This is a genomic window from Pseudomonas sp. AN-B15, assembly GCF_019056475.1.
Taxonomy (GTDB): Bacteria; Pseudomonadota; Gammaproteobacteria; order Pseudomonadales; family Pseudomonadaceae; genus Aquipseudomonas; species Aquipseudomonas parakoreensis.
Window position 1 is genome coordinate 414,298 of the sequence record NZ_CP049737.1, and the last position, 24,653, is coordinate 438,950.

At 60.7% G+C, this 24,653-nt stretch carries 23 protein-coding genes; 19 read left to right on the forward strand and 4 right to left on the reverse strand.

Annotation, left to right across the window (positions count from 1 at the left end; genetic code table 11):
* Positions 1 to 251 precede the first annotated feature (251 nt).
* Both GTQ41_RS01865 and GTQ41_RS01870 read left to right on the forward strand, forming a co-directional pair.
* Positions 252 to 1,262: a class 1 fructose-bisphosphatase gene (locus GTQ41_RS01865; RefSeq protein ID WP_003220797.1), complete on the forward strand. Its 1,011-nt coding sequence runs from the start codon at positions 252 to 254 to the stop codon at positions 1,260 to 1,262.
* Between the two features lie 3 nt (positions 1,263 to 1,265).
* Positions 1,266 to 1,868 (forward strand): DUF924 family protein, encoded by a 603-nt coding sequence (locus GTQ41_RS01870; protein ID WP_047290862.1) that lies wholly within the window; start codon positions 1,266 to 1,268, stop codon positions 1,866 to 1,868.
* 10 nt (positions 1,869 to 1,878) lie between these two features.
* On the opposite strand, the gene GTQ41_RS01875 is transcribed toward GTQ41_RS01870, so the two are convergent.
* The 3 genes from GTQ41_RS01875 to GTQ41_RS01885 form a co-directional block, all read right to left on the reverse strand.
* Positions 1,879 to 2,211 carry a type II toxin-antitoxin system RelE/ParE family toxin gene (locus GTQ41_RS01875; protein ID WP_047290863.1) on the reverse strand — a complete coding sequence of 111 codons (333 nt, stop codon included), beginning with the start codon at positions 2,209 to 2,211 and terminating at the stop codon, positions 1,879 to 1,881.
* On the reverse strand, positions 2,208 to 2,480 hold the full coding sequence (locus tag GTQ41_RS01880; protein WP_047290864.1) for a type II toxin-antitoxin system Phd/YefM family antitoxin: 273 nt from the start codon (positions 2,478 to 2,480) through the stop codon (positions 2,208 to 2,210). Before GTQ41_RS01880 ends, GTQ41_RS01875 begins: the two co-directional genes overlap by 4 nt.
* A 150-nt stretch (positions 2,481 to 2,630) precedes the next feature.
* On the reverse strand, positions 2,631 to 4,523 hold the full coding sequence (locus GTQ41_RS01885) for a methyl-accepting chemotaxis protein (protein ID WP_217325413.1): 1,893 nt from the start codon (positions 4,521 to 4,523) through the stop codon (positions 2,631 to 2,633).
* Positions 4,524 to 4,805: 282 nt separating this feature from the next.
* On the opposite strand from GTQ41_RS01885, the gene GTQ41_RS01890 reads away from it, so the two are divergent.
* A complete protein-coding gene (locus tag GTQ41_RS01890) occupies positions 4,806 to 5,060 on the forward strand; it encodes a hypothetical protein (protein WP_003220802.1) in 255 nt (84 codons plus the stop codon).
* 31 nt (positions 5,061 to 5,091) lie between these two features.
* Positions 5,092 to 5,661 carry a lipocalin family protein gene (locus tag GTQ41_RS01895; RefSeq protein ID WP_047290866.1) on the forward strand — a complete coding sequence of 190 codons (570 nt, stop codon included), beginning with the start codon at positions 5,092 to 5,094 and terminating at the stop codon, positions 5,659 to 5,661.
* A 120-nt stretch (positions 5,662 to 5,781) separates the two neighbouring features.
* Here the strand turns inward: GTQ41_RS01895 and GTQ41_RS01900 are convergent, their stop codons facing one another.
* Complete coding sequence (locus GTQ41_RS01900) at positions 5,782 to 7,146, reverse strand: formimidoylglutamate deiminase (protein WP_041071457.1); 1,365 nt, start codon at positions 7,144 to 7,146, stop codon at positions 5,782 to 5,784.
* Positions 7,147 to 7,334: 188 nt separating this feature from the next.
* Here GTQ41_RS01900 and hutC point away from each other — a divergent pair, with 188 nt between their 5' ends.
* The 15 genes from hutC (at position 7,335) to dtd (ending at position 24,197) form a co-directional block, all read left to right on the forward strand.
* On the forward strand, positions 7,335 to 8,003 hold the full coding sequence (gene hutC / locus GTQ41_RS01905) for a histidine utilization repressor (RefSeq protein ID WP_230679353.1): 669 nt from the start codon (positions 7,335 to 7,337) through the stop codon (positions 8,001 to 8,003).
* The gene (locus GTQ41_RS01910; protein WP_047290867.1) at positions 8,000 to 8,572 is read left to right on the forward strand and encodes a HutD family protein; all 573 of its coding nucleotides are present in this window, start codon (positions 8,000 to 8,002) and stop codon (positions 8,570 to 8,572) included. The genes hutC and GTQ41_RS01910 overlap by 4 nt, the downstream gene beginning before the upstream one ends.
* A gap of 458 nt (positions 8,573 to 9,030) precedes the next feature.
* Complete coding sequence (hutU, locus tag GTQ41_RS01915; RefSeq protein WP_047290868.1) at positions 9,031 to 10,716, forward strand: urocanate hydratase; 1,686 nt, start codon at positions 9,031 to 9,033, stop codon at positions 10,714 to 10,716.
* A 153-nt stretch (positions 10,717 to 10,869) separates the two neighbouring features.
* On the forward strand, positions 10,870 to 12,342 hold the full coding sequence (locus GTQ41_RS01920; RefSeq protein ID WP_047290869.1) for a cytosine permease: 1,473 nt from the start codon (positions 10,870 to 10,872) through the stop codon (positions 12,340 to 12,342).
* A gap of 69 nt (positions 12,343 to 12,411) precedes the next feature.
* Entirely contained in the window at positions 12,412 to 13,380 is a 969-nt protein-coding gene (locus GTQ41_RS01925; RefSeq protein WP_041071468.1) for an ABC transporter substrate-binding protein, read from the forward strand.
* An 83-nt stretch (positions 13,381 to 13,463) separates the two neighbouring features.
* Complete coding sequence (locus tag GTQ41_RS01930; RefSeq protein WP_007949591.1) at positions 13,464 to 14,315, forward strand: proline/glycine betaine ABC transporter permease; 852 nt, start codon at positions 13,464 to 13,466, stop codon at positions 14,313 to 14,315.
* Positions 14,312 to 15,142 (forward strand): glycine betaine/L-proline ABC transporter ATP-binding protein, encoded by an 831-nt coding sequence (locus GTQ41_RS01935; RefSeq protein ID WP_047601084.1) that lies wholly within the window; start codon positions 14,312 to 14,314, stop codon positions 15,140 to 15,142. Before GTQ41_RS01930 ends, GTQ41_RS01935 begins: the two co-directional genes overlap by 4 nt.
* Before the next feature lie 144 nt (positions 15,143 to 15,286).
* Complete coding sequence (hutH, locus tag GTQ41_RS01940) at positions 15,287 to 16,810, forward strand: histidine ammonia-lyase (protein ID WP_047290870.1); 1,524 nt, start codon at positions 15,287 to 15,289, stop codon at positions 16,808 to 16,810.
* 116 nt (positions 16,811 to 16,926) lie between these two features.
* Positions 16,927 to 18,459, forward strand: a complete 1,533-nt coding sequence (gene hutH / locus GTQ41_RS01945) for a histidine ammonia-lyase (RefSeq protein ID WP_041071476.1) — start codon at positions 16,927 to 16,929, stop codon at positions 18,457 to 18,459.
* Positions 18,460 to 18,548: 89 nt separating this feature from the next.
* The gene (gene hutI / locus GTQ41_RS01950) at positions 18,549 to 19,754 is read left to right on the forward strand and encodes an imidazolonepropionase (RefSeq protein ID WP_047290871.1); all 1,206 of its coding nucleotides are present in this window, start codon (positions 18,549 to 18,551) and stop codon (positions 19,752 to 19,754) included.
* Between the two features lie 10 nt (positions 19,755 to 19,764).
* Positions 19,765 to 20,568 carry an N-formylglutamate deformylase gene (hutG, locus tag GTQ41_RS01955; protein WP_047290872.1) on the forward strand — a complete coding sequence of 268 codons (804 nt, stop codon included), beginning with the start codon at positions 19,765 to 19,767 and terminating at the stop codon, positions 20,566 to 20,568.
* Between the two features lie 254 nt (positions 20,569 to 20,822).
* Positions 20,823 to 21,770 (forward strand): choline ABC transporter substrate-binding protein, encoded by a 948-nt coding sequence (locus tag GTQ41_RS01960; RefSeq protein WP_047290873.1) that lies wholly within the window; start codon positions 20,823 to 20,825, stop codon positions 21,768 to 21,770.
* Positions 21,770 to 22,687 (forward strand): alpha/beta hydrolase, encoded by a 918-nt coding sequence (locus GTQ41_RS01965; RefSeq protein ID WP_047290874.1) that lies wholly within the window; start codon positions 21,770 to 21,772, stop codon positions 22,685 to 22,687. The genes GTQ41_RS01960 and GTQ41_RS01965 overlap by 1 nt, the downstream gene beginning before the upstream one ends.
* A 104-nt stretch (positions 22,688 to 22,791) precedes the next feature.
* Positions 22,792 to 23,763, forward strand: coding sequence for a prolyl aminopeptidase (gene pip, locus GTQ41_RS01970; RefSeq protein WP_003220824.1), 972 nt, complete (start codon positions 22,792 to 22,794; stop codon positions 23,761 to 23,763).
* Positions 23,760 to 24,197, forward strand: coding sequence for a D-aminoacyl-tRNA deacylase (dtd, locus tag GTQ41_RS01975; RefSeq protein ID WP_041071491.1), 438 nt, complete (start codon positions 23,760 to 23,762; stop codon positions 24,195 to 24,197). Before pip ends, dtd begins: the two co-directional genes overlap by 4 nt.
* Positions 24,198 to 24,653: the final 456 nt, after the last annotated feature.

Sequence of the window (24,653 nt, forward strand, 5' to 3'; positions counted from 1 at the left end):
GTGGGAGCTGGCTTGCCAGCGATGACGGCGGATCAATCAACAAAAATCCTCAAACTGCCGCTATCAACTCAACCACCACCCGTCCCGAACCGGGCTACGCTCAATCCGATGCCTGAACTCTCTCGACCCGATCACGTCTGATACAAGCAATTGCGCCCCAACGCACGTTACCGGGCGTCTTCGCTCGCTAGGTTTTCAGACTCCCTGTAAACTGCGCGGGTTTTTAGCCCCCCATTCCACCGGAGCCGTCCATGTCCCGCGTTACCCTGAGTCGCTATTTGATTGAGCAGACCCGCAGCAATAACACTCCTGCCGATCTGCGCTTCCTGATCGAAGTGGTGGCGCGTGCCTGCAAAGAGATCAGCCACGCCGTGTCCAAAGGCGCCCTGGGCGGTGTTCTGGGCAGCATGGGCACTGAAAACGTCCAAGGCGAAGTGCAGAAGAAGCTCGACGTGCTGTCGAACGAGATCCTGCTCGAAGCCAACGAATGGGGCGGTCACCTGGCCGGCATGGCGTCCGAAGAAATGGACAATGCCTACCAGATCCCGGGCAAATACCCGAAAGGCGCCTACCTGCTGGTCTTCGACCCACTGGACGGCTCGTCGAACATCGACATCAACGCCCCGGTCGGCACCATCTTCTCGGTACTGCGCTGCCCGAACGAATACCTGAGCCAGAACGAAGCGCTGAACGAGAAAGCGTTCCTGCAGCCAGGCACCCAGCAGGTTGCCGCCGGTTACGCGATTTACGGCCCGCAGACCATGCTGGTGCTGACCCTGGGCGACGGCGTCAAAGGCTTCACTCTCGACCGCGAAATGGGCAGCTTCGTGCTGACCCACGAAGACATCACCATTCCTGAAACCACCCAGGAATTCGCGATCAACATGTCCAACCAGCGCCACTGGGAAGCCCCGGTACAACGTTACGTCAGCGAACTGCTGGCCGGCGAAGAAGGCCCGCTGAAGAAGAACTACAACATGCGCTGGGTCGCGGCGATGGTGGCTGACGTGCACCGCATCCTGACCCGTGGTGGTCTGTTCATGTACCCACGCGACAGCCGCGAGCCTTCCAAGCCGGGCAAACTGCGTCTGATGTACGAAGCCAACCCGATGTCGTTCCTGGTGGAACAGGCCGGCGGCGCGTCCACCGACGGTCACCAGCGCATCCTCGACATTCAGCCCGAAGGCCTGCACCAGCGCGTAGCGGTGTTCCTCGGCTCGAAAGAAGAAGTCGCCCGCGCCACGGCTTACCACAAGGAATAAGCCGTGAACGCGCCCTGGCAGCCGCTGCTCGATTGGTGGTTCGGACACGCCGAATCACCGCGCGAGATATCGGCTGACAAGGGCACGTTGTGGTTCGGCAAGAAAGACCGCCAAGACCTCGAAGCGCGTGAGCGTTTCGGGGTCTTTGTCGATCAGGCCCTCGCTGGTGAATTGACCGAGTGGACGCAACGTCCCGAAGGTTGGCTGGCGGTGGTGCTGCTGCTCGATCAACTGCCACGCATGATCTTTCGCGATACACCCAAAGCCTTTTCCGGTGATCTGCGCGCGCAGAAACTTGTCGCGCAAGGCATTGCTGCGGATTTCGATCGGCAACTGAAGCCGATTCAGCGGGTATTCATTTATCTGGTGTTCGAACACTGCGAAAACCTCGCGGTGCAGAACGAAGCCGTTTCGCGCTTTACCAGTCTGCTGGCTGAACAGCCGGAGACCGAGCGGGCGGTGTTTGCCGACAATCTGGACTATGCCGAGCGGCACCGGAAAGTGATTGCGCGGTTTGGCCGGTTTCCGCATCGCAATGCGGTGTTGGGGCGGGAGTCGACGGTTGAGGAGTTGGTGTTTCTCAGTCAGCCTGGGTCACGGTTCTGATTTGTTGAATTCAAGGATTGCCGTTCAACAGTCTCTTCATCAAAAGTGAAGGCAGGCTTTTTCTTGAGTCGGCAATGATATGAACGAAGACGGTTTTTTCCCTGACTTCATAAATGACTCGGTTCATCCCGGAAATGATTTGTCGGTATTGACCAAGATTGAGCTTCTCGATTTCCTCGGGGATTGAACCGGAATAAGGAAGGTCTGCGAGACCAAGAATCGCGGTCTTGAGATCAGCGTAGGTACTCTGCCACGTCTGACTCGAGAACTGTTTGATAAGGTAGGTACGGAGTTCTTTGAGATCTGTTTGTGCGGACTGAAGAATAACGACCTTTAAACTCATTGATGGTCGGCCCTGTCCAAGTCCGCGAAAACGTCCTCAGCGTCTCGATACTTGCCTTCCTCAATCTCCCGATTGCCCATTGCCAATAGCTTCAGCAAAGCCATTGTGTCTTCCTGCTCCTCAAAGCTTTTCACGTCCATAACTACAAGCTTGGCTTCACCATTTTGGGTAATGACCAATGGCTCACGGCTTTCAGTGATCGACTTGACGATCTCCGCTGTATGACTTTTGAGGTAGCTGATCGGTTTGATTTGCGATGAAAGCTTCATGTTTGATTCTCGCCCAAATTGAATAGGACTGAGTTTAGTCTTAATTCAGTCCATCGTCAGTGCGAGGTGACCAGCGTATTTCAACTCAAAGTTCAATCGTCGCTAACGCCGTCATCGCCAGCAGCTCGCGAATACGCCAGTCGCAGCGCCTCAGATCCTGAAACTGCCCACCAGCTGCTTCAACCGCGCCGCCTGCTGCTCCAGATCCGAACACGCACGCAAGGTTGCCTGCAAGTTCTCCACACCTTCCTGGTTCAGCGTGTTGATCTCGTTGATGTCGACGTTGATCGACTCGACCACAGCCGTCTGTTCCTCAGTCGCGGTAGCCACCGACTGGTTCATCCCGTCGATCTCGCCGATGCGCTGGGTCACGCTGCCCAGGCGTTCGCCGGCCTGGTTGGCGATGCCGACGCTGCTTTCGCTCTCGCGCTGGCTCTCGGTCATGATGCTCACCGCCTGACGCGCGCCGACTTGCAGCTCTTCGATCATCTTCTGCACTTGCTGCGCCGAATCCTGAGTGCGGTGCGCGAGGTTGCGCACTTCGTCAGCGACCACGGCGAAACCACGGCCGGCCTCACCGGCGCGGGCCGCTTCGATCGCGGCGTTGAGCGCCAGCAGGTTGGTCTGCTGCGAGATGCTGGTGATCACTTCCAGAATCTGGCCGATGTTCACCGTGTTGCTATTGAGGGTTTCGATGTTGCCGCAGGAGTCGCTGATTTTTGCCGACAACTGCTGCATCGCGTGAATGGTTTTATCCACAGCCTGCTGACCGTCGACCGCCAGGTTGCGCGCATCGCTGGAGTGCTGCGAGGCGAGAGCGGCGTTCTGGGCGATTTCCTGGGCGGCAGCGCCGAGCTGGTTGATCGCCGCGGCCACGCTGTTGGTGCGGCTGGCTTGCTGGTCGGAGTTGTACATCGACGAGTTAGAGGCCGCGACCACACGCAGGGCGACTTCGTTGACTTGCCCGGTGGCCGACGACACTTCGCGGATCGAGGTATGAATACGCTCGACGAAGCGGTTGAACGACAGGCCCAGCGCGCCGAACTCGTCGTGGCCGTGGATCACCAGCCGCTTGGTCAGGTCGCCTTCGCCTTCAGCGATGTCGTGCATGGCACGGCCCATGGTCAGCAGCGGTTGCATCAGCACGCGGATCAGCATGCCGAGCAGGGCGATGATGATCACCACGGCAATGACCATGGCGATCAGCGCCGAGGTGCGGAATTCGCTGAGCATCGACAACGCGGTGTCCTTGTCCAGCACCAGCGCCACGTACCAGTCAGCCGATGGCACGCCGTTGACGCGGGTGAACGAAATCAGTTGGGTCTTGCCGTCGAATTCGACTTCTTTCAGGCCCGGGCTGACTTTCGGCGCACCGTTCGGATAAGCCTCGGCAAGGGTTTTCAGCACCAGTTTGCTGTCCGGGTGAATCAGGATCTTGCCATCGGCGCTGACGATGAACGCATGGCCGTGGCCACCGAAGTTGAGCGAGTTGATGATCGCGCTGACGCTGGTCAGGTCGATATCCGCGCCGGCCACACCGATCATCTGGCCTTGACGCTGCACCGGGGTGGCGACGGTGATCACCAGTTTGCCCGACGAAGCGGCGATGTAGGGTTCGGTGACGATGGTCTGCTGCGCACTGTTGGCGGCCTTGTACCAGCCACGGGCGCGCGGGTCGTAATCCGGCGCACGGTTACCGGCGGGAACCGAGAACATCACGCCGTCAGCGCCGCCGAAATAGCTGAGCTGGAAATTGCCGGTGTAGGCGGGCAGGTCGATGATGCGCTTGAGGCTGGCCGGGGCGCTGCCGTCGGCGGCGACCTGCTGCGACAGCGATTGCAGCAACTGGATGCGGCTCTCCAGCCAGGTCTGGATGTTGCTGGTCGTCAGACTCCCCAACTCCTGCATCGAGGCTTCGGTGCTGCTGCTCAGGGCTTCGCGTTGTCGATAGTCGTTGAACAAAATGAAACAGGCGAACGCAACGGCCACCACGAGGGCGGCAGCCAACAAGATCTTGTGGCTGAATTTCATGTTTCTGGTCATCGAATGAACTACCGCGAAGGGGCTGGTCGAGAAAGGGCGGCAATTTGCCACACTCGGGGGCTTTGCGCTGCTCTTATTTCGACCGCGGTGCGCCAAAGATTAGGCGTCTTTGGTGAAATGCGACGAAATGCTCAATAGCCGCAGAAAGTGTCTGATTTGCCGATAAATGCCAGACGAGCGGAGCGATAAATAGCCATTTCTGAAGGGAACCAGATGAGGGTTTTCTCTTCTAAGCTTCTGGTTGGCACCATGCCATCCCCCTTCCGCTCCAGGAGTTACTTCATGTCGCTGCGATCTATCGCCCTTCTGACTTTTTGCGTGCTGTTGGCCGCGTGCAGCAAGGTCAATCAGGAAAACTATTCCAAGCTTTCGGCCGGCATGGCCAAGGCCGAGGTTGAGACGCTGCTCGGCAAACCCACCGACTGTTCGGGTGCGCTCGGCATGTCCAGTTGCACCTGGGGCGACAAAAACAGCTTTATCAGCGTGCAGTACGCCGGTGACAAAGTGCTGATGTTTTCCGGCCAAGGCCTGAAGTAAACCGGGGCCAAGCGCCCACGGGAGAAAAATAATGAAGCGGTTATTGTTCGTCCTTTTTGCCGGCCTGGTACTGGCCGGCTGCGCCACTCACGGTGAAGATCCGCTGGCGCCCAAGACGGCTCACAGTGTCAACCTCAAGCGTTATCAGGGTACTTGGTACGAACTGGCGCGACTGCCGATGTATTTCCAGCGCAACTGCGCGCAATCCGAAGCCCATTATTCGCTCAGGCCGGACGGCAGCGTCGACGTGCTCAATCGTTGCCTGACCGCCGACTGGCAATGGGAAGAAGCCAAAGGCAAGGCTTATCCACAGGTGCCGGGCAAGACCGACAAGTTGTGGGTCGAATTCGATACCTGGTTCTCGCGTTTGATTCCGGGTGTGGCGAAAGGCGAATACTGGGTGTTGTACGTCAGCGACGACTACAAGACCGCTATCGTCGGCGACCCGAGCCGCAAGTACATGTGGTTGCTGTCCCGCACGCCGACCGTCAACGGTGTGGTGCGTGAGGAGTTGCTGAGCAAGGCGCGTCAGCAGGGTTACGACACCACGCGACTGATCTGGCGGGCGTCGGATCGGCAGATGGCGAAGACTTCGAATTAAAGACCACCACCAATCAAATGTGGGAGCGAGCCTGCTCGCGAAGAGGGTGTGTCAGTTAACGAAAATGTTGCTGATACACCGCTTTCGCGAGCAGGCTCGCTCCCACATTTTTGTTTTGTGTCAGCCTAAAAGTTCGCGCAGAACCTGGGTGAAAGCACGTGCACTTTCCTCTTCGCCTGCATGCCGGCCATCGCGCACCACCCACTGGCCATTGACCAATACATCGCGCACCTGTCGGTCACCGCCAGCGAACAACCAGCGATTCAAAATCCCGTCACCACTGGCCGTGGCCAGATACGGATCATTGCCATCGAGCACGATCCAGTCGGCACGCTTGCCGACTTCCAGCGCGCCAATCGGCTGCCCCAACGCCTGCGCCCCGCCGTCCAGCGCCGCGTCATACAACGTGCGCCCGACCATCGGCTGATCCGCGCCATACAAACGGTTGCGCCGCTGGTCGCGCAGACGCTGGCCGTACTCCAGCCATCGCAACTCCTCGACCACGCTGAGCGACACATGGCTGTCGGAACCGATGCCCATGCGCCCGCCCTGGGCGAGGAAATCCACCGCCGGGAAAATCCCGTCGCCGAGGTTGGCTTCGGTGGTCAGGCACAGGCCGGCGATTGCGCGACTCTTGGCCATCAGCGTGACTTCCTCGGGATTGGCGTGGGTCGCGTGAACCAGGCACCAGCGCTGATCGACTTCGGTGTTTTCATAGAGCCATTGCAGCGGCCGGCGACCGCTCCAGCTCAGGCAGTCATCGACTTCCTTCTGCTGCTCGGCAATGTGAATGTGCACCGGGCACTGTTTGTCGCTGGCCGCCAGCACTTCGCTGATCTGTTGCGGGGTGACCGCGCGCAACGAGTGGAAGCACAGCCCCAGCGATTGCGCTTTTTGCTGAGCCAGCAGCGGCTGCAGGCGCGCTTGCAGGTTCAGATAGTTTTCGGTGCTGTTGATAAAGCGGCGCTGCCCGTCATTGGGCGTTTGGCCGCCGAATCCGGAATGGCTGTAAAGCACCGGCAACAGGGTCAGACCGATGCCGCTGTCGCTCGCTGCCTGGCTGATGCGCAGTGCCAGCTCGGCCGGATCGGCATACGGCTGACCGTTGTTGTCGTGGTGCACGTAGTGGAATTCAGCAACCGAGGTGTAACCGGCCTTGAGCATTTCGATGTACAGCTGACGGGCAATCACGCCGAGTTGCTCCGGGCTGATTTTTCCGACCAGCCGATACATCAGGTCACGCCAGGTCCAAAAGCTGTCGTTGGGATTGCCAGCCACTTCGGCCAGTCCCGCCATCGCGCGCTGGAAGGCGTGGGAGTGCAGATTGGGCATGCCCGGCAGCAGCGGACCGCTCAGCCGCTCGGCGCCATCTGCGGTGGAATCGGCCTGGATTCGGGTCAGCATGCCATCGGCACTGACTTCGAGACGTACATGGTTGGCCCATCCGTTAGGCAGCAGCGCGCGTTCGGCAAAGAAGGCGGACATGGTTCAGCACCCCATCGTGTGTTATTTGTATATACATATACAGACGTTTGCCTGCCCGGTAAACTCCGGCAAGCTAGCAACCTTCATCCAATGAACAGGGATCAACCGTGCCGACTCCGCCTCCAGTCTCCCCGTTGGCCGCGAACCTGGGCGACAGTCCGGCGCCTTTGTACGCTCGCGTCAAACAGATGATCACCCAGCAGATCGACAGCGGTAACTGGCCACCGCACTACCGCGTGCCGTCGGAAAGCGAACTGGTCAGCCAGCTCGGTTTCAGCCGCATGACCATCAACCGCGCGCTGCGCGAAATGACCGCCGACGGCCTGCTGGTGCGCATGCAAGGTGTCGGCACGTTTGTCGCCGAACCGAAGAGCCAGTCTGCGCTGTTCGAAGTGCACAACATCGCCGACGAAATTGCTTCCCGTGGGCATCGCCACACCTGTCAGGTGATCACCCTCGAAGAAGAGGCCGCCGGCTCCGAGCGCGCGTTGGCGCTGGACATGCGCGAAGGGCAGAAGGTCTTCCATTCGCTGATCGTGCATTACGAAAACGACATTCCGGTGCAAATCGAAGACCGTTTCGTCAACGCGCTGGTCGCTCCGGAATACCTCAAGCAGGATTTCACTCTGCAAACCCCGTACGCCTATCTCAACCAAGTCGCGCCGTTGACTGAAGGCGAGCACGTGGTCGAAGCGATCCTCGCCGAGCCGTCCGAGTGCAAGTTGTTGCAGATCGAAAAAGGCGAGCCGTGCCTGTTGATCCGTCGTCGTACGTGGTCGGGCCGTCAGCCGGTGACCGCCGCGCGTTTGATTCACCCAGGTTCCCGTCATCGTCTGGAAGGACGCTTTCATAAATGAGCAGTGAAGTGAAAGTTTTACGCGCCGAAGGTTACCCGCGCATGCCGTGGAAAAACGGCGGCGGCAGCACCGAAGAGATCACCCGTGATGCGGGTGCTGGCCTGGATGGTTTTGGCTGGCGTCTGTCGATTGCCGACATTGCCGAGTCGGGCGGTTTCTCGACCTTTGCCGGTTACCAGCGAGTGATCACCGTGTTGCAGGGTGACGGCATGACCTTGTGCGTCGATGGTGATGACACGCGTCCATTGTTACCGCTGGACCCGTTTGCGTTCAGCGGCGAAAGCCAAGTGTCCTGCACCTTGCTCGGCGGCGCGATACGCGACTTCAACCTGATTTACGCACCGCAGCGTTACCAGGCGCGGTTGCAGTGGCTGGACGGTGAACAGCGGTTTTTCAGCTCGGCCTCGACGGTGCTGTTGTTCAGTGTCAGCGAGCTGCTGCAAGTGCGGGTCGGTGACAGCACTGCGCAACTGGCCCGACATGATTGCCTGCAGCTGGACGGTAACACCGGTCTGGTTGAAGTCGCGGTCAATGCCGCGTGCTGCGTGATCGAGCTGACGTCGCGCTGATCCAACTCTGGTAACACTCCTGTGGTGAGGGGATTTATCCCCGATGGCGGCGCAGCAGACCTTTTGGGACCGCTACGCGCTCCATCGGGGATAAATCCCCTCACTACAATTGCATTTCAATTCCTGTTTCCCTCAGCGCACCAACTTGTTACCGAACGCCCCAGCGTGGCGCAAAACCACGGGTTCGTAACGATCCCCCGCGACCTCAATTCTCCCCCGCAAAAAATTTCATTCGCGCCACAACCCTTGTTTCAAGCGCCCTGTAGCCCTGTTCGCGATTTTTCTTGAACGGCTCTTGAGTGAGTTGGCCGCTTGATTGCATATGCTTGTATGTACAAGTAAAGACGTATGCGTATAAGTCCGCAGCGTCCACTGATTCGCTTGTCGCGCATTGAGGCGCGCAGGCTGCTTGCCCACTGCCAGGGTTGGTTTGAATTGATCGCTGAGGAGTCTTTTTCGTGACTGACACAAAACCTACTAAATACCGTGACGTCGAGATCCGCGCTGCACGCGGCAACAAGCTGACCGCCAAGAGCTGGCTGACCGAAGCGCCGCTGCGCATGCTGATGAACAACCTCGACCCGGAAGTGGCCGAGAACCCGAAAGAGCTGGTGGTTTACGGTGGTATCGGTCGCGCCGCGCGTAACTGGGAGTGCTACGACAAGATCGTCGAAAGCCTGACCAATCTGAACGACGACGAAACCCTGCTGGTGCAATCCGGCAAACCGGTCGGCGTGTTCAAGACTCACAGCAACGCCCCGCGCGTATTGATCGCCAACTCCAACCTGGTGCCGCACTGGGCGAGCTGGGAACACTTCAACGAACTCGACGCCAAAGGCCTGGCCATGTACGGCCAGATGACCGCCGGCAGCTGGATCTACATCGGCAGCCAGGGCATCGTTCAGGGCACCTACGAAACCTTCGTCGAAGCCGGTCGCCAGCACTACAACGACAACCTCAAAGGCAAGTGGGTCCTGACCGCGGGTCTGGGCGGCATGGGCGGTGCTCAGCCGCTGGCTGCAACTCTGGCTGGCGCCTGCTCGCTGAACATCGAATGCCAGCAGGTGAGCATCGATTTCCGCCTGAAAAGCCGCTATGTCGACGAGCAAGCCAAAGACCTCGACGACGCCCTGGCGCGCATCGCCAAATACACCGCCGAAGGCAAAGCGATCTCCATCGCCCTGCTGGGTAACGCCGCAGAAATCCTCCCGGAACTGGTCAAGCGCGGCGTGCGTCCGGACATGGTCACCGACCAGACCAGCGCCCACGACCCACTGAACGGCTACCTGCCAGCGGGCTGGACCTGGGACGAGTACCGCGCCCGCGCCAAGACCGAGCCGGCCGCCGTGATCAAAGCCGCCAAGCAATCGATGGCGGTCCACGTCAAAGCGATGCTGGACTTCCAGAAGCAAGGCATTCCGACCTTCGACTACGGCAACAATATCCGTCAGATGGCGCAGGAAGAGGGCGTGGAAAACGCGTTCGACTTCCCGGGCTTCGTCCCGGCCTACATTCGCCCACTGTTCTGCCGTGGCATCGGCCCGTTCCGTTGGGCGGCACTGTCGGGTGATCCGCAGGACATCTTCAAGACCGACGCCAAAGTCAAAGAGCTGATCCCGGACGACGCGCACCTGCACAACTGGCTGGACATGGCCCGCGAGCGCATCAGCTTCCAGGGTCTGCCGGCACGTATCTGCTGGGTCGGCCTGGGCCTGCGCGCCAAGCTCGGCCTGGCGTTCAACGAAATGGTGCGCAGCGGCGAGCTGTCGGCACCGATTGTGATCGGTCGCGACCACCTCGACTCCGGCTCGGTCGCCAGCCCGAACCGCGAAACCGAATCGATGCAGGACGGTTCCGACGCTGTCTCCGACTGGCCACTGCTCAATGCGCTGCTGAACACCGCGAGCGGCGCGACCTGGGTCTCGCTGCACCACGGTGGTGGCGTGGGCATGGGCTTCTCGCAGCACTCGGGCATGGTGATTGTCTGCGACGGGACCGACGAAGCGGCCGAGCGTATTGCGCGCGTGCTGCACAACGACCCGGCCACTGGCGTCATGCGTCACGCCGATGCCGGCTACCAGATCGCCATCGACTGCGCGAAGGAGCAGGGGCTGAACCTGCCGATGATTACCGGCGGCAAGTAACACAGATTCCTGTGGGAGCTGGCTTGCCAGCGATAGCGGTGGCATTGCCGGAATAGATATTGAAGGTGCCGACGTCATCGCTGGCAAGCCAGCTCCCACAAGGGTTCGAGTAGGCCCGAGAGAACAATCAAAACAATCCACAGAGGTTGAATCATGGCTGTAACCCCCGATCGTGCAGGTAACAAACCGTTGATCGAAAGGCGTTCGATCGACTACATCCCGGAAGCGGAAAGACACGGTCGTCTGTTGAGCCAGTTCACCCTGTGGATGGGTGCGAATCTGCAAATCACCGCGATTGTTACCGGGGCCTTGGCCGTAGTGCTGGGCGGTGATGTGTTCTGGTCGTTGATCGGTCTGTTGATCGGTCAACTGCTCGGCGGCGGCGTGATGGCGCTGCACGCGGCGCAAGGGCCGAAGCTTGGCCTGCCGCAGATGATTTCCAGCCGGGTGCAGTTCGGCGTGTATGGCGCGGCGATCCCGATCGTGCTGGTGTGCCTGATGTACCTGGGTTTCACCGCCACCGGTACGGTGCTTTCCGGCCAGGCGCTGGGCCAGTTGTTTGGCGTCAGCGACACGGTTGGCATCCTGCTGTTCGCCAGCGTCATCGTCGTGGTCACCGTGCTCGGTTATCGGGTGATCCACTGGATCGGGCGTGTCGCCAGCGTCATTGGCGTGATTGCCTTTGTGTATCTGTTCAGCCGCCTGCTGAGTCAGGTGGATGTGGGCGCCCTGTTGCAGATCCGTCACTTCAGCTGGAGCAGCTTCTTGCTGGCAGTGTCGCTCGCGGCGTCCTGGCAGATCGCCTTCGGCCCGTATGTGGCGGACTATTCGCGTTACTTGCCGAGCAAGGTTTCCTCGGTGAAAACCTTCTTTGCCGCTGGCGCAGGTTCGGTCATCGGCGCGCAGGTGGCGATGGTCCTCGGCGTATTCGCCGCGGCGTCGGCCAACGGCCAGTTCGCCGGGCATGAAGTGGCCTACATCGTCGGGCTGGGCGGCACCGGTGCCACGGCGGCGCTGCTGTACTTCAGCATCGCCTTCGGCAAGGTCACCATCTCGACGTTGAACTCGTACGGCAGCTTCATGTGCATCGCCACGATCATCAGCGGCTTCCGTGGGCATTTGACGGTCACCCGCCTGCAGCGTCTGGTGTTCGTGCTGGTGATTGTCGGTGCGGCGACCCTGATCGCACTGCTTGGCCAGCATTCGTTCCTCGGTGCGTTCAAGTCGTTCATCCTGTTCCTGCTGGCGTTCTTCACGCCATGGAGCGCGATCAACCTGGTCGACTACTACTGCATCACTCGTGAGCGCTATGACGTGCCGGCGCTGGCCGATCCGAATGGTCGCTATGGCCGCTGGAACCTGCTCGGGATCAGCGTCTATGTGTTCGGTGTGCTGGTGCAGCTGCCGTTCATCTCCACCAAGTTCTACACCGGCCCGCTGGTGGCTGCCCTCGGTGACGTGGATATTTCCTGGATCATCGGCCTGGTGCTGCCTGCCGCGCTGTATTACCTGTGCGCGAAAAAATGGCACGGCTCGGTGCCTGATCAACTGATTTTGCCGCTCGAGCAGAACAGTGCTGTACAACCTGAAAAAAGTGGGGCCGGGCGCGCTGCGGCGCAGGCCTGATTGGACGTGGACAGGGCTGGATGCCTCTTGACTGCCGTAAGCCAATTCATGATTAGGAGCGTCGCAATAATGAAATCGAACAAGACCCTGCTCACCACACTGCTGTCCATGGGCCTGCTGGCCAGTGCCGGCGCCACCCAGGCGGCCGGCTGGTGCGAATCCGGCAAACCGGTGAAATTCGCCGGCCTGAACTGGGAAAGCGGCATGTTGCTGACCGACGTGCTGCAAGTGGTGCTGGAGAAAGGTTACGACTGCAAGACCGACAGCCTGCCGGGCAACTCCATCACCATGGAGAACGCCTTGAGCAGCAACGACATTCAAGTGTTCGCCGAAGAGTGGGTCGGTCGCAGCGAAGTCTGGAACAAGGCTGAGAAGGCCGGCAAAGTCGTCGGTGTCGGCGCCCCGATCGTCGGCGCTATCGAAGGCTGGTACGTGCCGCGCTACGTGATTGAAGGCGACGCCAAACGCAAGATCGAGGCAAAAGCCCCGGACCTGAAAAACATTGCTGATCTGGGCAAATACGCGACGATTTTCAAGGACGCCGAAGAGCCGTCCAAGGGCCGTTTCTACAACTGCCCGGCGGGCTGGACCTGTGAGCTGGACAACAGCGAAATGCTCAAGAGCTACGGCCTGGAAAACAGCTACACCAACTTCCGTCCGGGCACCGGCCCGGCGCTGGATGCGGCGGTGCTGTCGAGCTACAAGCGTGGCGAGCCGATCCTGTTCTACTACTGGTCGCCAACCCCGCTGATGGGCCAGATCGACGCGGTCAAACTTGAAGAAAAACCGGGCGTCGACAAGAGCGTGAGCATCAAGGTCGGTCTGTCGAAAACCTTCCACGAACAGGCGCCGGAACTGGTGGCCGTGCTGGAAAAAGTCAATCTGCCGATTGATCTGCTGAACCAGAACCTGGGCCGCATGGCGAAGGAACGTATCGAGTCGCCAAAACTGGCGAAAATCTTCCTCAAGGAACATCCTGAGGTCTGGCACGCGTGGGTCAGTGACGACGCAGCCAAGAAAATCGACGCGGCGCTGTAGGTCGATACCTCCCGGTCAACCGTGAGGCTGGCCGGGAGATATGCCGTCATCGCTTGATTGAGATTTCTGATTGAGAGCCGCTTATGTTTCCCGAAAGCTTTACCTTTTCCATCGCCGACTGGGTCAACGGTTGGGTCGATTCGCTGGTCACCAATTATGGTGATGTGTTCCGCCACATCTCGGACACGCTGCTGTGGGCCATCGTCAACCTCGAAGGCCTGCTGCGTGCCGCACCGTGGTGGCTGATGCTGGCGATTGTCGGTGTGGTCGCCTGGCACGCCACGCGTAAAGTCGTGACCACCGCCGTCATCGTCGGTCTGCTGTTCCTGGTGGGCGCTGTCGGCCTGTGGGACAAACTCATGCAGACGCTGGCGCTGATGATGGTCGCGACGATCATTTCGGTGCTGATCGGCATTCCGCTGGGGATTCTCTCGGCGCGCAGCAATCGACTGCGTTCGGTGCTGATGCCGCTGCTCGACATCATGCAGACCATGCCCAGCTTCGTGTACCTGATTCCGGTGCTGATGCTGTTCGGCCTGGGCAAGGTCCCGGCGATTTTCGCCACGGTGATCTATGCCGCGCCGCCGTTGATCCGCCTGACCGATCTGGGCATTCGCCAGGTCGACGGTGAAGTGATGGAAGCGATCAACGCCTTCGGTGCCAACCGCTGGCAGCAACTGTTCGGTGTGCAACTGCCGCTGGCCCTGCCGAGCATCATGGCCGGGATCAACCAGACCACGATGATGGCCCTGTCGATGGTGGTAATCGCCTCGATGATCGGCGCCCGAGGTCTGGGTGAAGACGTACTGGTGGGCATTCAGACCCTCAACGTCGGACGCGGCCTCGAAGCCGGTCTGGCGATCGTGATTCTCGCAGTGGTCATCGACCGCATTACTCAGGCGTACGGTCGGCCACGGCATGAGGTGAGCAAATGAACAACGCAACCGTGAGCAAGATCGAAGTCAAAAACGTCTTCAAGATTTTCGGCAACCGCGCCAAGGACGCACTGGCGATGGTTGGCCAGGGCAAGACCAAGGATCAGGTGCTGAACGAAACCGGTTGCGTGGTCGGGGTCAATGACCTGTCACTGAGCATCGGCACTGGCGAGATCTTCGTGATCATGGGGCTGTCCGGCTCGGGCAAGTCGACGCTGGTGCGCCACTTCAATCGCCTGATCGACCCCACCAGCGGCGCGATCCTGGTCGATGGCGTGGACATCCTGCAATACGACATGGAAGCGCTGCGCGAATTTCGCCGGCACAAGATCAGCATGGTGTTCCAGAGCTTCGGCCTGCTGCCGCACAAGACCGTGATCGAGAACGTCGCCTACGGCCTGAAAGTGCGCGGCGAGAGCAAGCAACTGTGCGCGGAACGTGCGCTGCACTGGATCAACACCGTGGGCCTCAAAGGCTACGAAAACAAATACCCGCATCAGCTCTCCGGCGGCATGCGCCAGCGTGTGGGGCTGGCCCGGGCACTGGCGGCAGATACCGACATCATCCTGATGGACGAAGCGTTCAGTGCGCTCGATCCGCTGATCCGCGCCGAGATGCAGGACCAGTTGCTGGAGCTGCAAAAGACCCTGCACAAAACCATCGTCTTCATTACCCACGACCTCGACGAGGCCGTGCGCATCGGCAACCGCATCGCGATCCTCAAGGACGGCCGCCTGATTCAGGTCGGCACCCCGAGAGAGATCCTGCATTCGCCGGCGGATGAATATGTTGACCGGTTCGTGCAGCGGCGGGCGGCGGTAGTTTGATTTGAGTTTTGCAGTGCATTGACTGGCCTCATCGCTGGCAAGCCAGCTCCCACAGGGATCGAGTGAACAATGAGAACTCTGTGGGAGCTGGCTTGCCAGCGATGAGACCGGTAAAGCTGCATCAATGTTTGGATGAGGTTGAAGATGTCCCAGGCTGAAAAAATCATCATCACCGGCAACCCCCTGCATTGGCAGGACGTGGTCGCCGTCGCCCGTCACGGCGCGCAATTGGAACTGTCGAGCGAAACCTGGGCACGCATCGAAAACGCTCAGGGCATCGTCCAGCGCATCGTCGAAAGCGGCGAGCGCGCTTATGGCGTCAATACCGGTCTGGGTGGTCTGTCCAACGTCTCGTTGAAAGACGAACAACTCAGCCAGCTCTCGCGCAATACTTTGCTCAGCCACGCCTGCGGTGTCGGCCCGGTGCTGCCCGATGAGCAGACCCGCGCGATCATCTGCGCGGCGATTCACAACTACAGCCATGGTAAGTCCGGTATTCATCGCCGCGTGGTCGAAGCGTTGCTGGCGCTGCTCAATCGTGGCATCACCCCGCAGGTGCCGGCGCAAGGCTCGGTGGGTTACCTGACGCACATGGCGCACATCGGCATCGCGCTGCTGGGCGTGGGCCATGTCAGCTATCGCGGGCAAATCATCTCGGCGCAGCAGGCGCTGGCCGAAGAAGGCCTGCAACCGGTGCAGCTCGGCGCGAAGGACGGTTTGTGCCTGGTCAACGGCACGCCGTGCATGACTGGCCTCAGCTGCCTGGCGATTGCCGATGCGACGCGCCTGGTGCAATGGGCCGACGTGATCGGCGCCATGAGCTTCGAAGCCCAGCGCGGTCAGATCGCCGCGTTCGACGCCGAGATCATCGCCCTCAAGCCGCACCCGGGCATGCAGCAGGTCGGGAGCAATCTGCGTGCGTTACTCGATGGCAGTGAAGTGATCGCGACCAGCAAGGGCATTCGCACTCAGGATGCACTGAGCATCCGCTCGATCCCGCAGGTGCACGGCGCAGCGCGCGATCAACTGGAACATGCGATCAGGCAGGTGGAAGCCGAACTCAATGGCTGCACCGATAACCCGTTGCTGCTGGGCACGCCGGACAACTTCCGGGTGATGTCGCAGGCTAACCCGCACGGCCAGTCAGTGGCGATGGCAGCGGATCTGCTGGCGATTGCCATGGCCGAAATCGGCTCGATTGCCGAGCGTCGCCTCGATCGCCTGGTCAACCCGCACGTCAGCGGTCTGCCGGCGTTTCTGGTGGCCAATCCGGGGGTGAACTCCGGGATGATGATCGTGCAATACGTCGCCGCCTCGCTGTGTGCCGAGAACCGCCAACTGGCGCAACCGGCGGTGCTCGACAACTACGTCACCTCGGGCCTGCAGGAAGACCACTTGAGCATGGGCACCAGCGCTGCGCTGAAGCTGCACCGTGCCCTCGAAAACTGCACGCAGATCCTCGCCATCGAGTACCTGCTGGCGGCGCAGGCCTTTGAATTTCTCAAGGAGCAGCGCTTTGGCGCGGGCACCGACCGGGCGTGGCGCCTGCTGCGTGAAACCGTCCCGGCCTACGATCAGGATCGCTGGCTGGCGCCGGACATCGCTGCCGCCGCAAGCGTTCTGAAGCACCCGGATTCGCTGCACAACGTATTACCGAATCTGCACTGACAATACCCATACCAGCGTGCCAAGGCGTGGATCGTCCACAAGACGAGAAACGACGGATAACGGAATGCTCCGGAGCGACTGGTAGTTAATAACAATGCCTAAACAGGAGCATTTAAATGACTGCGCTGAACCTGATTCCCGGCCAATTGAGCCTGGCCCAACTGCGTGACGTTTATCAGCAACCGGTCAAGCTGACCCTCGACCACAGCGCCTCCGCGCAGATCGAGGCCAGCGTTGCGTGTGTCGAGCAGATCCTCGCCGAGAACCGTACCGCCTACGGCATCAACACCGGTTTCGGCCTGCTGGCCTCGACCCGCATCGCCAGTGAAGACCTGGAAAACCTCCAGCGTTCGCTGGTGCTGTCCCACGCCGCCGGCGTCGGTCAGCCGATCAGCGATGAACTGGTGCGGCTGATCATGGTGCTCAAGGTCAACAGCCTCAGCCGTGGTTTCTCCGGCATCCGCCGCGTGGTGATCGACGCGCTGATCGCACTGATCAACGCCGAGGTGTACCCGCACATTCCGCTCAAAGGTTCGGTCGGCGCCTCCGGTGACCTGGCACCGCTGGCGCACATGTCGCTGGTGCTGCTCGGCGAGGGCAAGGCGCGCTACAAGGGTGAATGGATGGAAGCGACCGAAGCGCTGAAAGTCGCCGGTCTGACCCCGCTGACCCTGGCGGCGAAAGAAGGTCTGGCGCTGCTCAACGGCACTCAGGTGTCCACCGCATTTGCCCTGCGTGGTCTGTTTGAAGGTGAAGACCTGTTTGCCGGTGCGCTGGCAATCGGCGGTCTGACGGTGGAAGCGGTGCTCGGTTCTCGCTCGCCGTTCGATGCACGTATTCACGCCGCTCGTGGCCAGAAAGGCCAGATCGACGCCGCTGCCGCTTACCGTGATCTGCTCGGCGAGCGCAGCGAAGTCTCCGATTCGCACCAGAACTGCGAGAAGGTCCAGGATCCGTATTCGCTGCGCTGCCAGCCGCAAGTCATGGGCGCTTGCCTGACCCAGTTCCGTCAGGCCGCCGAAGTGCTGGCCATCGAAGCCAACGCCGTCTCCGACAACCCGTTGGTGTTCGCGGCTGAAGGCGATGTGATTTCCGGCGGTAACTTCCATGCCGAACCGGTGGCCATGGCCGCCGACAACATGGCCCTGGCCATCGCTGAAATCGGCTCGCTGAGCGAACGCCGTATCTCGCTGATGATGGACAAGCACATGTCGCAACTGCCGCCGTTCCTGGTGGCCAATGGCGGCGTCAACTCGGGCTTCATGATCGCTCAGGTGACCGCCGCGGCACTGGCCAGCGAGAACAAGGCGCTGGCCCATCCGCATTCGGTCGACAGCCTGCCGACCTCGGCCAACCAGGAAGACCACGTGTCGATGGCCCCGGCAGCCGGCAAGCGCCTGTGGGAAATGGCCGAAAACACCCGCGGGATTCTCGCGGTGGAGTGGCTGGCGGCAGTGCAGGGGCTGGACCTGCGCAACGGTCTGAAGACCTCGGCCAAGCTGGAACAGGCGCGGGCGATTCTGCGGCGCGAAGTGCCGTTTTATGAGAAGGATCGCTTCTTTGCCCCGGACATCAATGCGGCGACCGAGTTGTTGGCTTCGCGGTGTCTGACCGAGCTGGTTCCAGCCAGGCTGCTGCCGAGCCTGTAAGGCCCTCATCGCTGGCAAGCCAGCTCTCACAAATACCTGTGGGAGCTGGCTTGCCAGCGATACGATTTTGAACAAGACGAGGACTTGGGATGAAAACCCTCTGGCAACACTGCCACGTCGCAACCATGGCGCAGGGCGTCTACTCGATCATCGAGGATGCGGCCATCGTGACGTCCGGTGCGCACATCGAGTGGATCGGCCCGCGCAATCAATTGCCCTCTGGCGAATACCCGGCGGTCAACGACCTGCAAGGCGCGTGGGTCACCCCCGGCCTGATCGACTGCCACACTCACACGGTGTTCGGTGGCAACCGCAGCGGCGAATTCGAGAAACGCCTGCAAGGCGTCAGCTACGCCGAGATCGCGGCTCAGGGCGGCGGTATCGCCAGCACTGTGCGCGCCACCCGTGAAGCGAGCGAAGACGAGCTGTTCGCCAGCGCCGCCAAGCGTTTGAAAAGCCTGATGCGCGACGGCGTGACCACGGTCGAGATGAAGTCCGGCTACGGTCTGGATCTGGCCAGTGAACGCAAGATCCTGCGGGTCATTCGCCGGCTCGCCGCGCAACTGCCGATCAGCGTGCGCAGCACCTGTCTGGCCGCCCACGCTTTGCCGCCGGAGTACAAGGATCGCGCTGACGACTACATCGAGCACATCTGCGCCGAGATGCTCCCGGCATTGGCCGCCGAAGGGCTGGTCGATGCGGTGGATGCGTTCTGCGAGTATCTGGCGTTCTCGCCGGAGCAGGTCGAGCGGGTATTCATCACCGCGCAAAAGCTTGGTCTGCCGGTAAAGCTGCATGCCGAACAATTGTCGTCGCTGCATGGCTCCAGCCTGGCCGCGCGCTATAAGGCGTTGTCCGCCGATCATCTGGAGTTCATGGATGAAGACGACGCCATCGCCATGGCCAAAGCCGACACCGTCGCCGTGCTGTTGCCGGGCGCGTTCTATTTCCTTCGCGAAACCCGGTTGCCGCCGATGGACGCCCTGCGCAAGCACAAGGTCAAGATCGCTATCGCCAGTGACCTCAACCCCGGCACCTCGCCGGCGCTGTCGTTGCGCCTGATGCTGAACATGGCCTGCACCTGCTTCCGCATGACTCCGGAAGAAGCCCTGGCCGGCGCGACCATCCATGCCGCACAAGCGCTGGGCATGGCTGACACCCACGGTTCGCTGGAAGTCGGCAAGGTTGCGGATTTTGTCGCCTGGCAGATCGACCGCCCGGCGGACCTGGCCTATTGGCTCGGGGGCGATCTGGACAAACGCGTCGTGCGTCACGGCGTTGAATCAAGTCTGTAGGAGAGCGGTTGTGGATAAGGTTCTGAGCTTCAAACAAGGTCGCGTGCCGTTGCTGATCAGCATGCCTCACGCTGGCGTACGTCTGACCCCGGCGGTCGAGGCCGGATTGATCCCGGACGCGAAAAGCCTGCCGGACACCGACTGGCACATTCCGCAGCTTTACGATTTTGCCGAGGCGTTGGGCGCCAGCACGTTGGCCGCCGAGTACTCGCGGTTCGTCATCGACCTGAACCGCCCGTCCGACGACAAACCGCTGTACGCCGGCGCCACCACCGGGCTGTACCCGGCAACGCTGTTCGATGGCATTCCGTTGTTCAAGGAAGGCAAGGAGCCGTCGAAAGAAGAACGCACGACGTACCTGGAACAGATCTGGACGCCGTACCACCGCACCCTGCAGCAAGAGCTGGCGCGGTTGAAGGCCGAGTTCGGCTATGCGCTGCTGTTCGACGCGCACTCGATCCGCTCGGTCATCCCGCACCTGTTCGACGGCAAACTGCCGGATTTCAACCTCGGCACCTTCAACGGCGCCAGTTGCGATCCACAACTGGCGACGCGACTGGAAGCCATCTGCGCCCGTCACGACCCTTACACCCACGTGCTCAACGGGCGCTTCAAGGGCGGCCACATTACCCGCCATTACGGCAACCCGGCCGAGCACATCCACGCCGTGCAACTGGAGCTGTGCCAGAGCACCTACATGGAAGAGTTCGAACCGTTCCGCTACCGCGCCGATCTGGCAGAGCCGACGCGGCTGGTGCTCAAAGCGTTGCTGCAGGGTTTGCTTGCCTGGGGCGAGAGCCACTACCAAGCCTGAACACAGACCCACAACCCCCTGTGAGAGCGAGCTTGCTTGCGAAAGCATCGTGTCAGTCGATTATGAGATGACTGATTCACCGCATTCGCGAGCAAGTTCGCTCCCACGAGAGGGCGGTGTTCCGTCCGGGTCGCCGCTGTGCAAAACACAGTCGCCACCGTTCATCTTTCCCTCTCGTCGCCTGCGTAATGTTGCGGCCACGGTGCACCAGACACCGACCTGACAATAATCTGCTGCCGCACGAGAACTCCCGAATGAAAAAGCTCTTCACTCGTTGTGCGTTAATCCTCACCGGCAGCGCGCTGTTCAGCGCTGGCGTCATGGCCAATGACGACGCCTCCTGCAAAACCGTGCGCATGGGCGTGGTCAACTGGACCGACGTGATCGCCACCAGCGGCATGGCCGATGTGTTGCTCAATGGTCTCGGCTACGACAGCAAGCAGACCAGCGCAGTGCAGCAGATCATCTTTGCCGGCATTCGCGACAAGCGTCTGGACATCTTCCTCGGCTACTGGAAACCGGCGATGGACAACAACATTGCGCCCTTTCTCGCTGCCAACCAGGTCAAAGTCCTGGACAAGCCGAGTCTGGCGGATGCACAGGCGACGCTGGCGGTACCGGATTACGTGGCGGCGGCCGGGTTGAAAACCTTCGCCGACATCGCGAAGTTCAAGGATCAGTTGGGCGGCAAGATCTACGGCATCGAGCCGGGCAGTGGGGCCAACACCACCATCAAGAGCATGATCGAGACCAACCACTTCGGTCTGAAGGATTTCAAGATCGTCGAGTCCGGTGAGGCAGGCATGCTCGCCGCTGTACAACGCGCGGTGAATCGCAAGGAGTTTGTGGTGTTCGTCGGCTGGACCCCGCACCCGATGAATATCAACATGAAGATCACCTACCTGACCGGCAGCGAAGACGTCTACGGCCCCAACGAAGGCGCCGCCACCGTGTCCACCGTGACCGCGCCGGATTACGCCGAACGCTGCCCGAACGTCCATCGCCTGCTGCAAAACCTGACGTTCACTGCCGCCCAGGAAAGCCAGCTGATGGTACCGATCATGGCGCGCAAGACGCCGCAGGACGTGGCAAAGAACTGGCTGCGTGAACACCCCGAGGATCTGCAGCGCTGGCTGGCCGGGGTCAGCAGCTTCGATGGCAAGGATGGCGTGGGGGCCGTTCAGGCCAGTCTGAAAAACTGATGAGCCATTATCCGCTGACGCCGGCCATGGCGGCCTTCGTTACCCGAACCGAAAGTTTCGTCAGTGATGACAGCAGTCTCGCAGGACTGCGCCAGGCCTATGACGCCATGTGTCGGGCCTTCACCCCTGAACGGCCCGCAGGGCTGGAGGTCGTCGACTTCCAGTTGAGCGGCGTACCGGTGCGTTCCTACCGGCCGCCGCTCAAGCCACCGGCCAGCGGCTGGCCTTGCGTGTTGTACTTGCATGGCGGTGGTTGGGTCGTCGGTGGGCTCGACTCGCACGACTTCATCTGTTTCGAACTGGCCATGGCGCTGGGGGCGATGGTGGTGGCGGTGGATTATCGGCTGGCGCCAGAACATCCATACCCGGCGGGGTTCGAAGATTGCCTGAGTGTCTGGCGCGCGTTGCGCAGCGGGCCGTTCTGGTTTGACCCGCAGAAACTGCTGGTAGCCGGCGACAGCGCCGGTGGCAATCTCGCCGCCGCGTTGTGCCTGGCGTTGCGCGATGCCGACGAGGCGATGCCGGCGGCTCAAGTGCTGATCTATCCCAGCCTTGGCGGTGACGACCGGTTGCCGTCACGCAGCGAATGCGCCGATGCACCGTTGCTCGGCAGCCATGATGTGCACAGCTATCACGCGTTATACCTGCGCGGCAGCCCTCGGCCGGATGCTTATGCCATGCCGCTGCTCGCTGACGATTTCAGTGGATTGCCGCCAGCCTGGATCGCCGTGGCGCAATTCGATCCGCTGCGCGACGACGGCGTGCGCTACGCTGAACGACTGGCCAGCGCCGGCACAGACGCTTCGCTTTATTACGGCGAAGGGCTGGTGCACGGTTGTTTGCGTGCGCGAGGTCAGGTCGCCGAGGTCGACCGGCTCTACGAACACCTGTTGAGGTTCATGGCTGACAAATTGTGACTGCGTGCGGGCATGCTCATTGATGTAAATCGGGTTTATGATGCCGGACGGCAGAATAATAGAAGTCCCCCCAGGGATGACCTCGACCCCTTACGGAGCACGCAATGCAGACATTGTTTCCGCAGATCAAACCCCATGCCCGGCACGATCTGGCTGTCGATGACACCCACACGCTGTACGTCGACGAAAGCGGTTCGCCGGAAGGCTTGCCGGTGGTGTTCATCCACGGTGGTCCCGGCGCCGGTTGCGACGCGCAGAGCCGTCGCTATTTCGACCCGAACCTGTATCGCATCGTCACCTTCGACCAGCGCGGCTGCGGACGCTCCACCCCCCACGCCAGCCTGGAAAACAACACCACCTGGGATCTGGTCGCCGACCTCGAACGTATCCGCAAGCACTTGGGCATCGACAAGTGGGTGCTGTTTGGCGGTTCGTGGGGCTCGACCCTGGCGCTGGCCTACGCGCAAACCCATCCGGAGCGTGTTCACGGTCTGATCCTGCGTGGGATCTTTCTCTGCCGTCCGCAGGAAATCGAGTGGTTCTATCAGGCCGGTGCCAGCCGTCTGTTTCCTGATTACTGGCAGGACTACATCGCGCCGATCCCGCTGGACGAGCGCGACGATCTGCTCAGCGCTTTCCACAAGCGCCTGGTCGGTAACGATCAGATTGCCCAGATGCACGCGGCCAAGGCCTGGTCGACGTGGGAAGGGCGCACCGCGACCCTGCGGCCGAACCCGCTGGTGGTCGACCGTTTCTCCGAGCCGCAGCGCGCCCTGTCGATCGCGCGGATCGAATGCCACTACTTCACCAACAATGCGTTCCTTGAACCGAACCAGTTGATCCGCGACATGGGCAAGATCGCTCATCTGCCGGGGGTGATCATTCACGGTCGCTACGACGTGATCTGCCCGCTGGACAACGCCTGGGAATTGCATCAGGCCTGGCCGAACAGCGAGCTGCAGGTGATTCGCGATGCTGGCCACGCTGCCTCCGAGCCAGGTATTACCGACGCGCTGGTGCGTGCCGCGAGCAACATGGCCCGCCGCCTGCTCGATCTGCCGCCAGAAGAAGCATGAAGGGGCTGCTACAGCGCGTGCGCGGTGCGCGGGTCGAAGTCGCGGGAGAAATAGTCGGCGCGGTGGATCAGGGTTTGCTGGTGCTGGTGGCGGTCGAACCCGACGACACCCGTGCCAGTGCCGACAAACTTCTGCATAAGCTGCTTAACTATCGGGTATTCAGTGACGCCGAGGGCAAGATGAATCTGTCCCTGGCGGATGTGGGCGGCGGGTTGCTGCTGGTCTCTCAGTTCACCCTGGCTGCCGACACCAAGAGCGGGTTGCGTCCGAGTTTCTCGACCGCGGCCCCTCCGGCATTGGGCGAGGAATTGTTCGACTATCTATTCAGCAAAGCGAAACAGATGCATGGCACTGTGGCATCAGGTAGATTCGGCGCGGATATGCAGGTGCACCTGGTCAACGATGGCCCGGTCACCTTCCTGTTACAGACATGAAAGCGCTTGAAACATCTTTTCAAGGGCTTTTCGACTGAAAACAGGCGTTTTTCGCGATAAATACTTTGTTACCCCTGATGCGTTGTCACGCGGGCTACTAGATAATCGCGCGCTATGGGGATCAGCGTTCGCTGGTCCATTTTTGACTTAGGTAGAGACTTGTCTGGATCCGATTGGGGAATCATTTTGCCCCAGCGGAGTCGGAACAATGCTCGCCAACCTGGCATGAGCGGTCTGTACGGCCATTTTTGTCAGCATTATTTCGAGGGCCAGGGAGCCAGAGACAAGGCGCCGCGACGAGTCATAGCCCGCTATGGCGAGGAGCGGCAACGCAGTATCTGGCTCTCTGGAACCGAAATAAGCTGACGAAAATGGCCACACAGACGGCTTGCTGGCCGTTGGTTTTTTGATCTGTTTTCGGCGAGGGTTGCTCGTGATTGTTAGTCCCTGTAATGC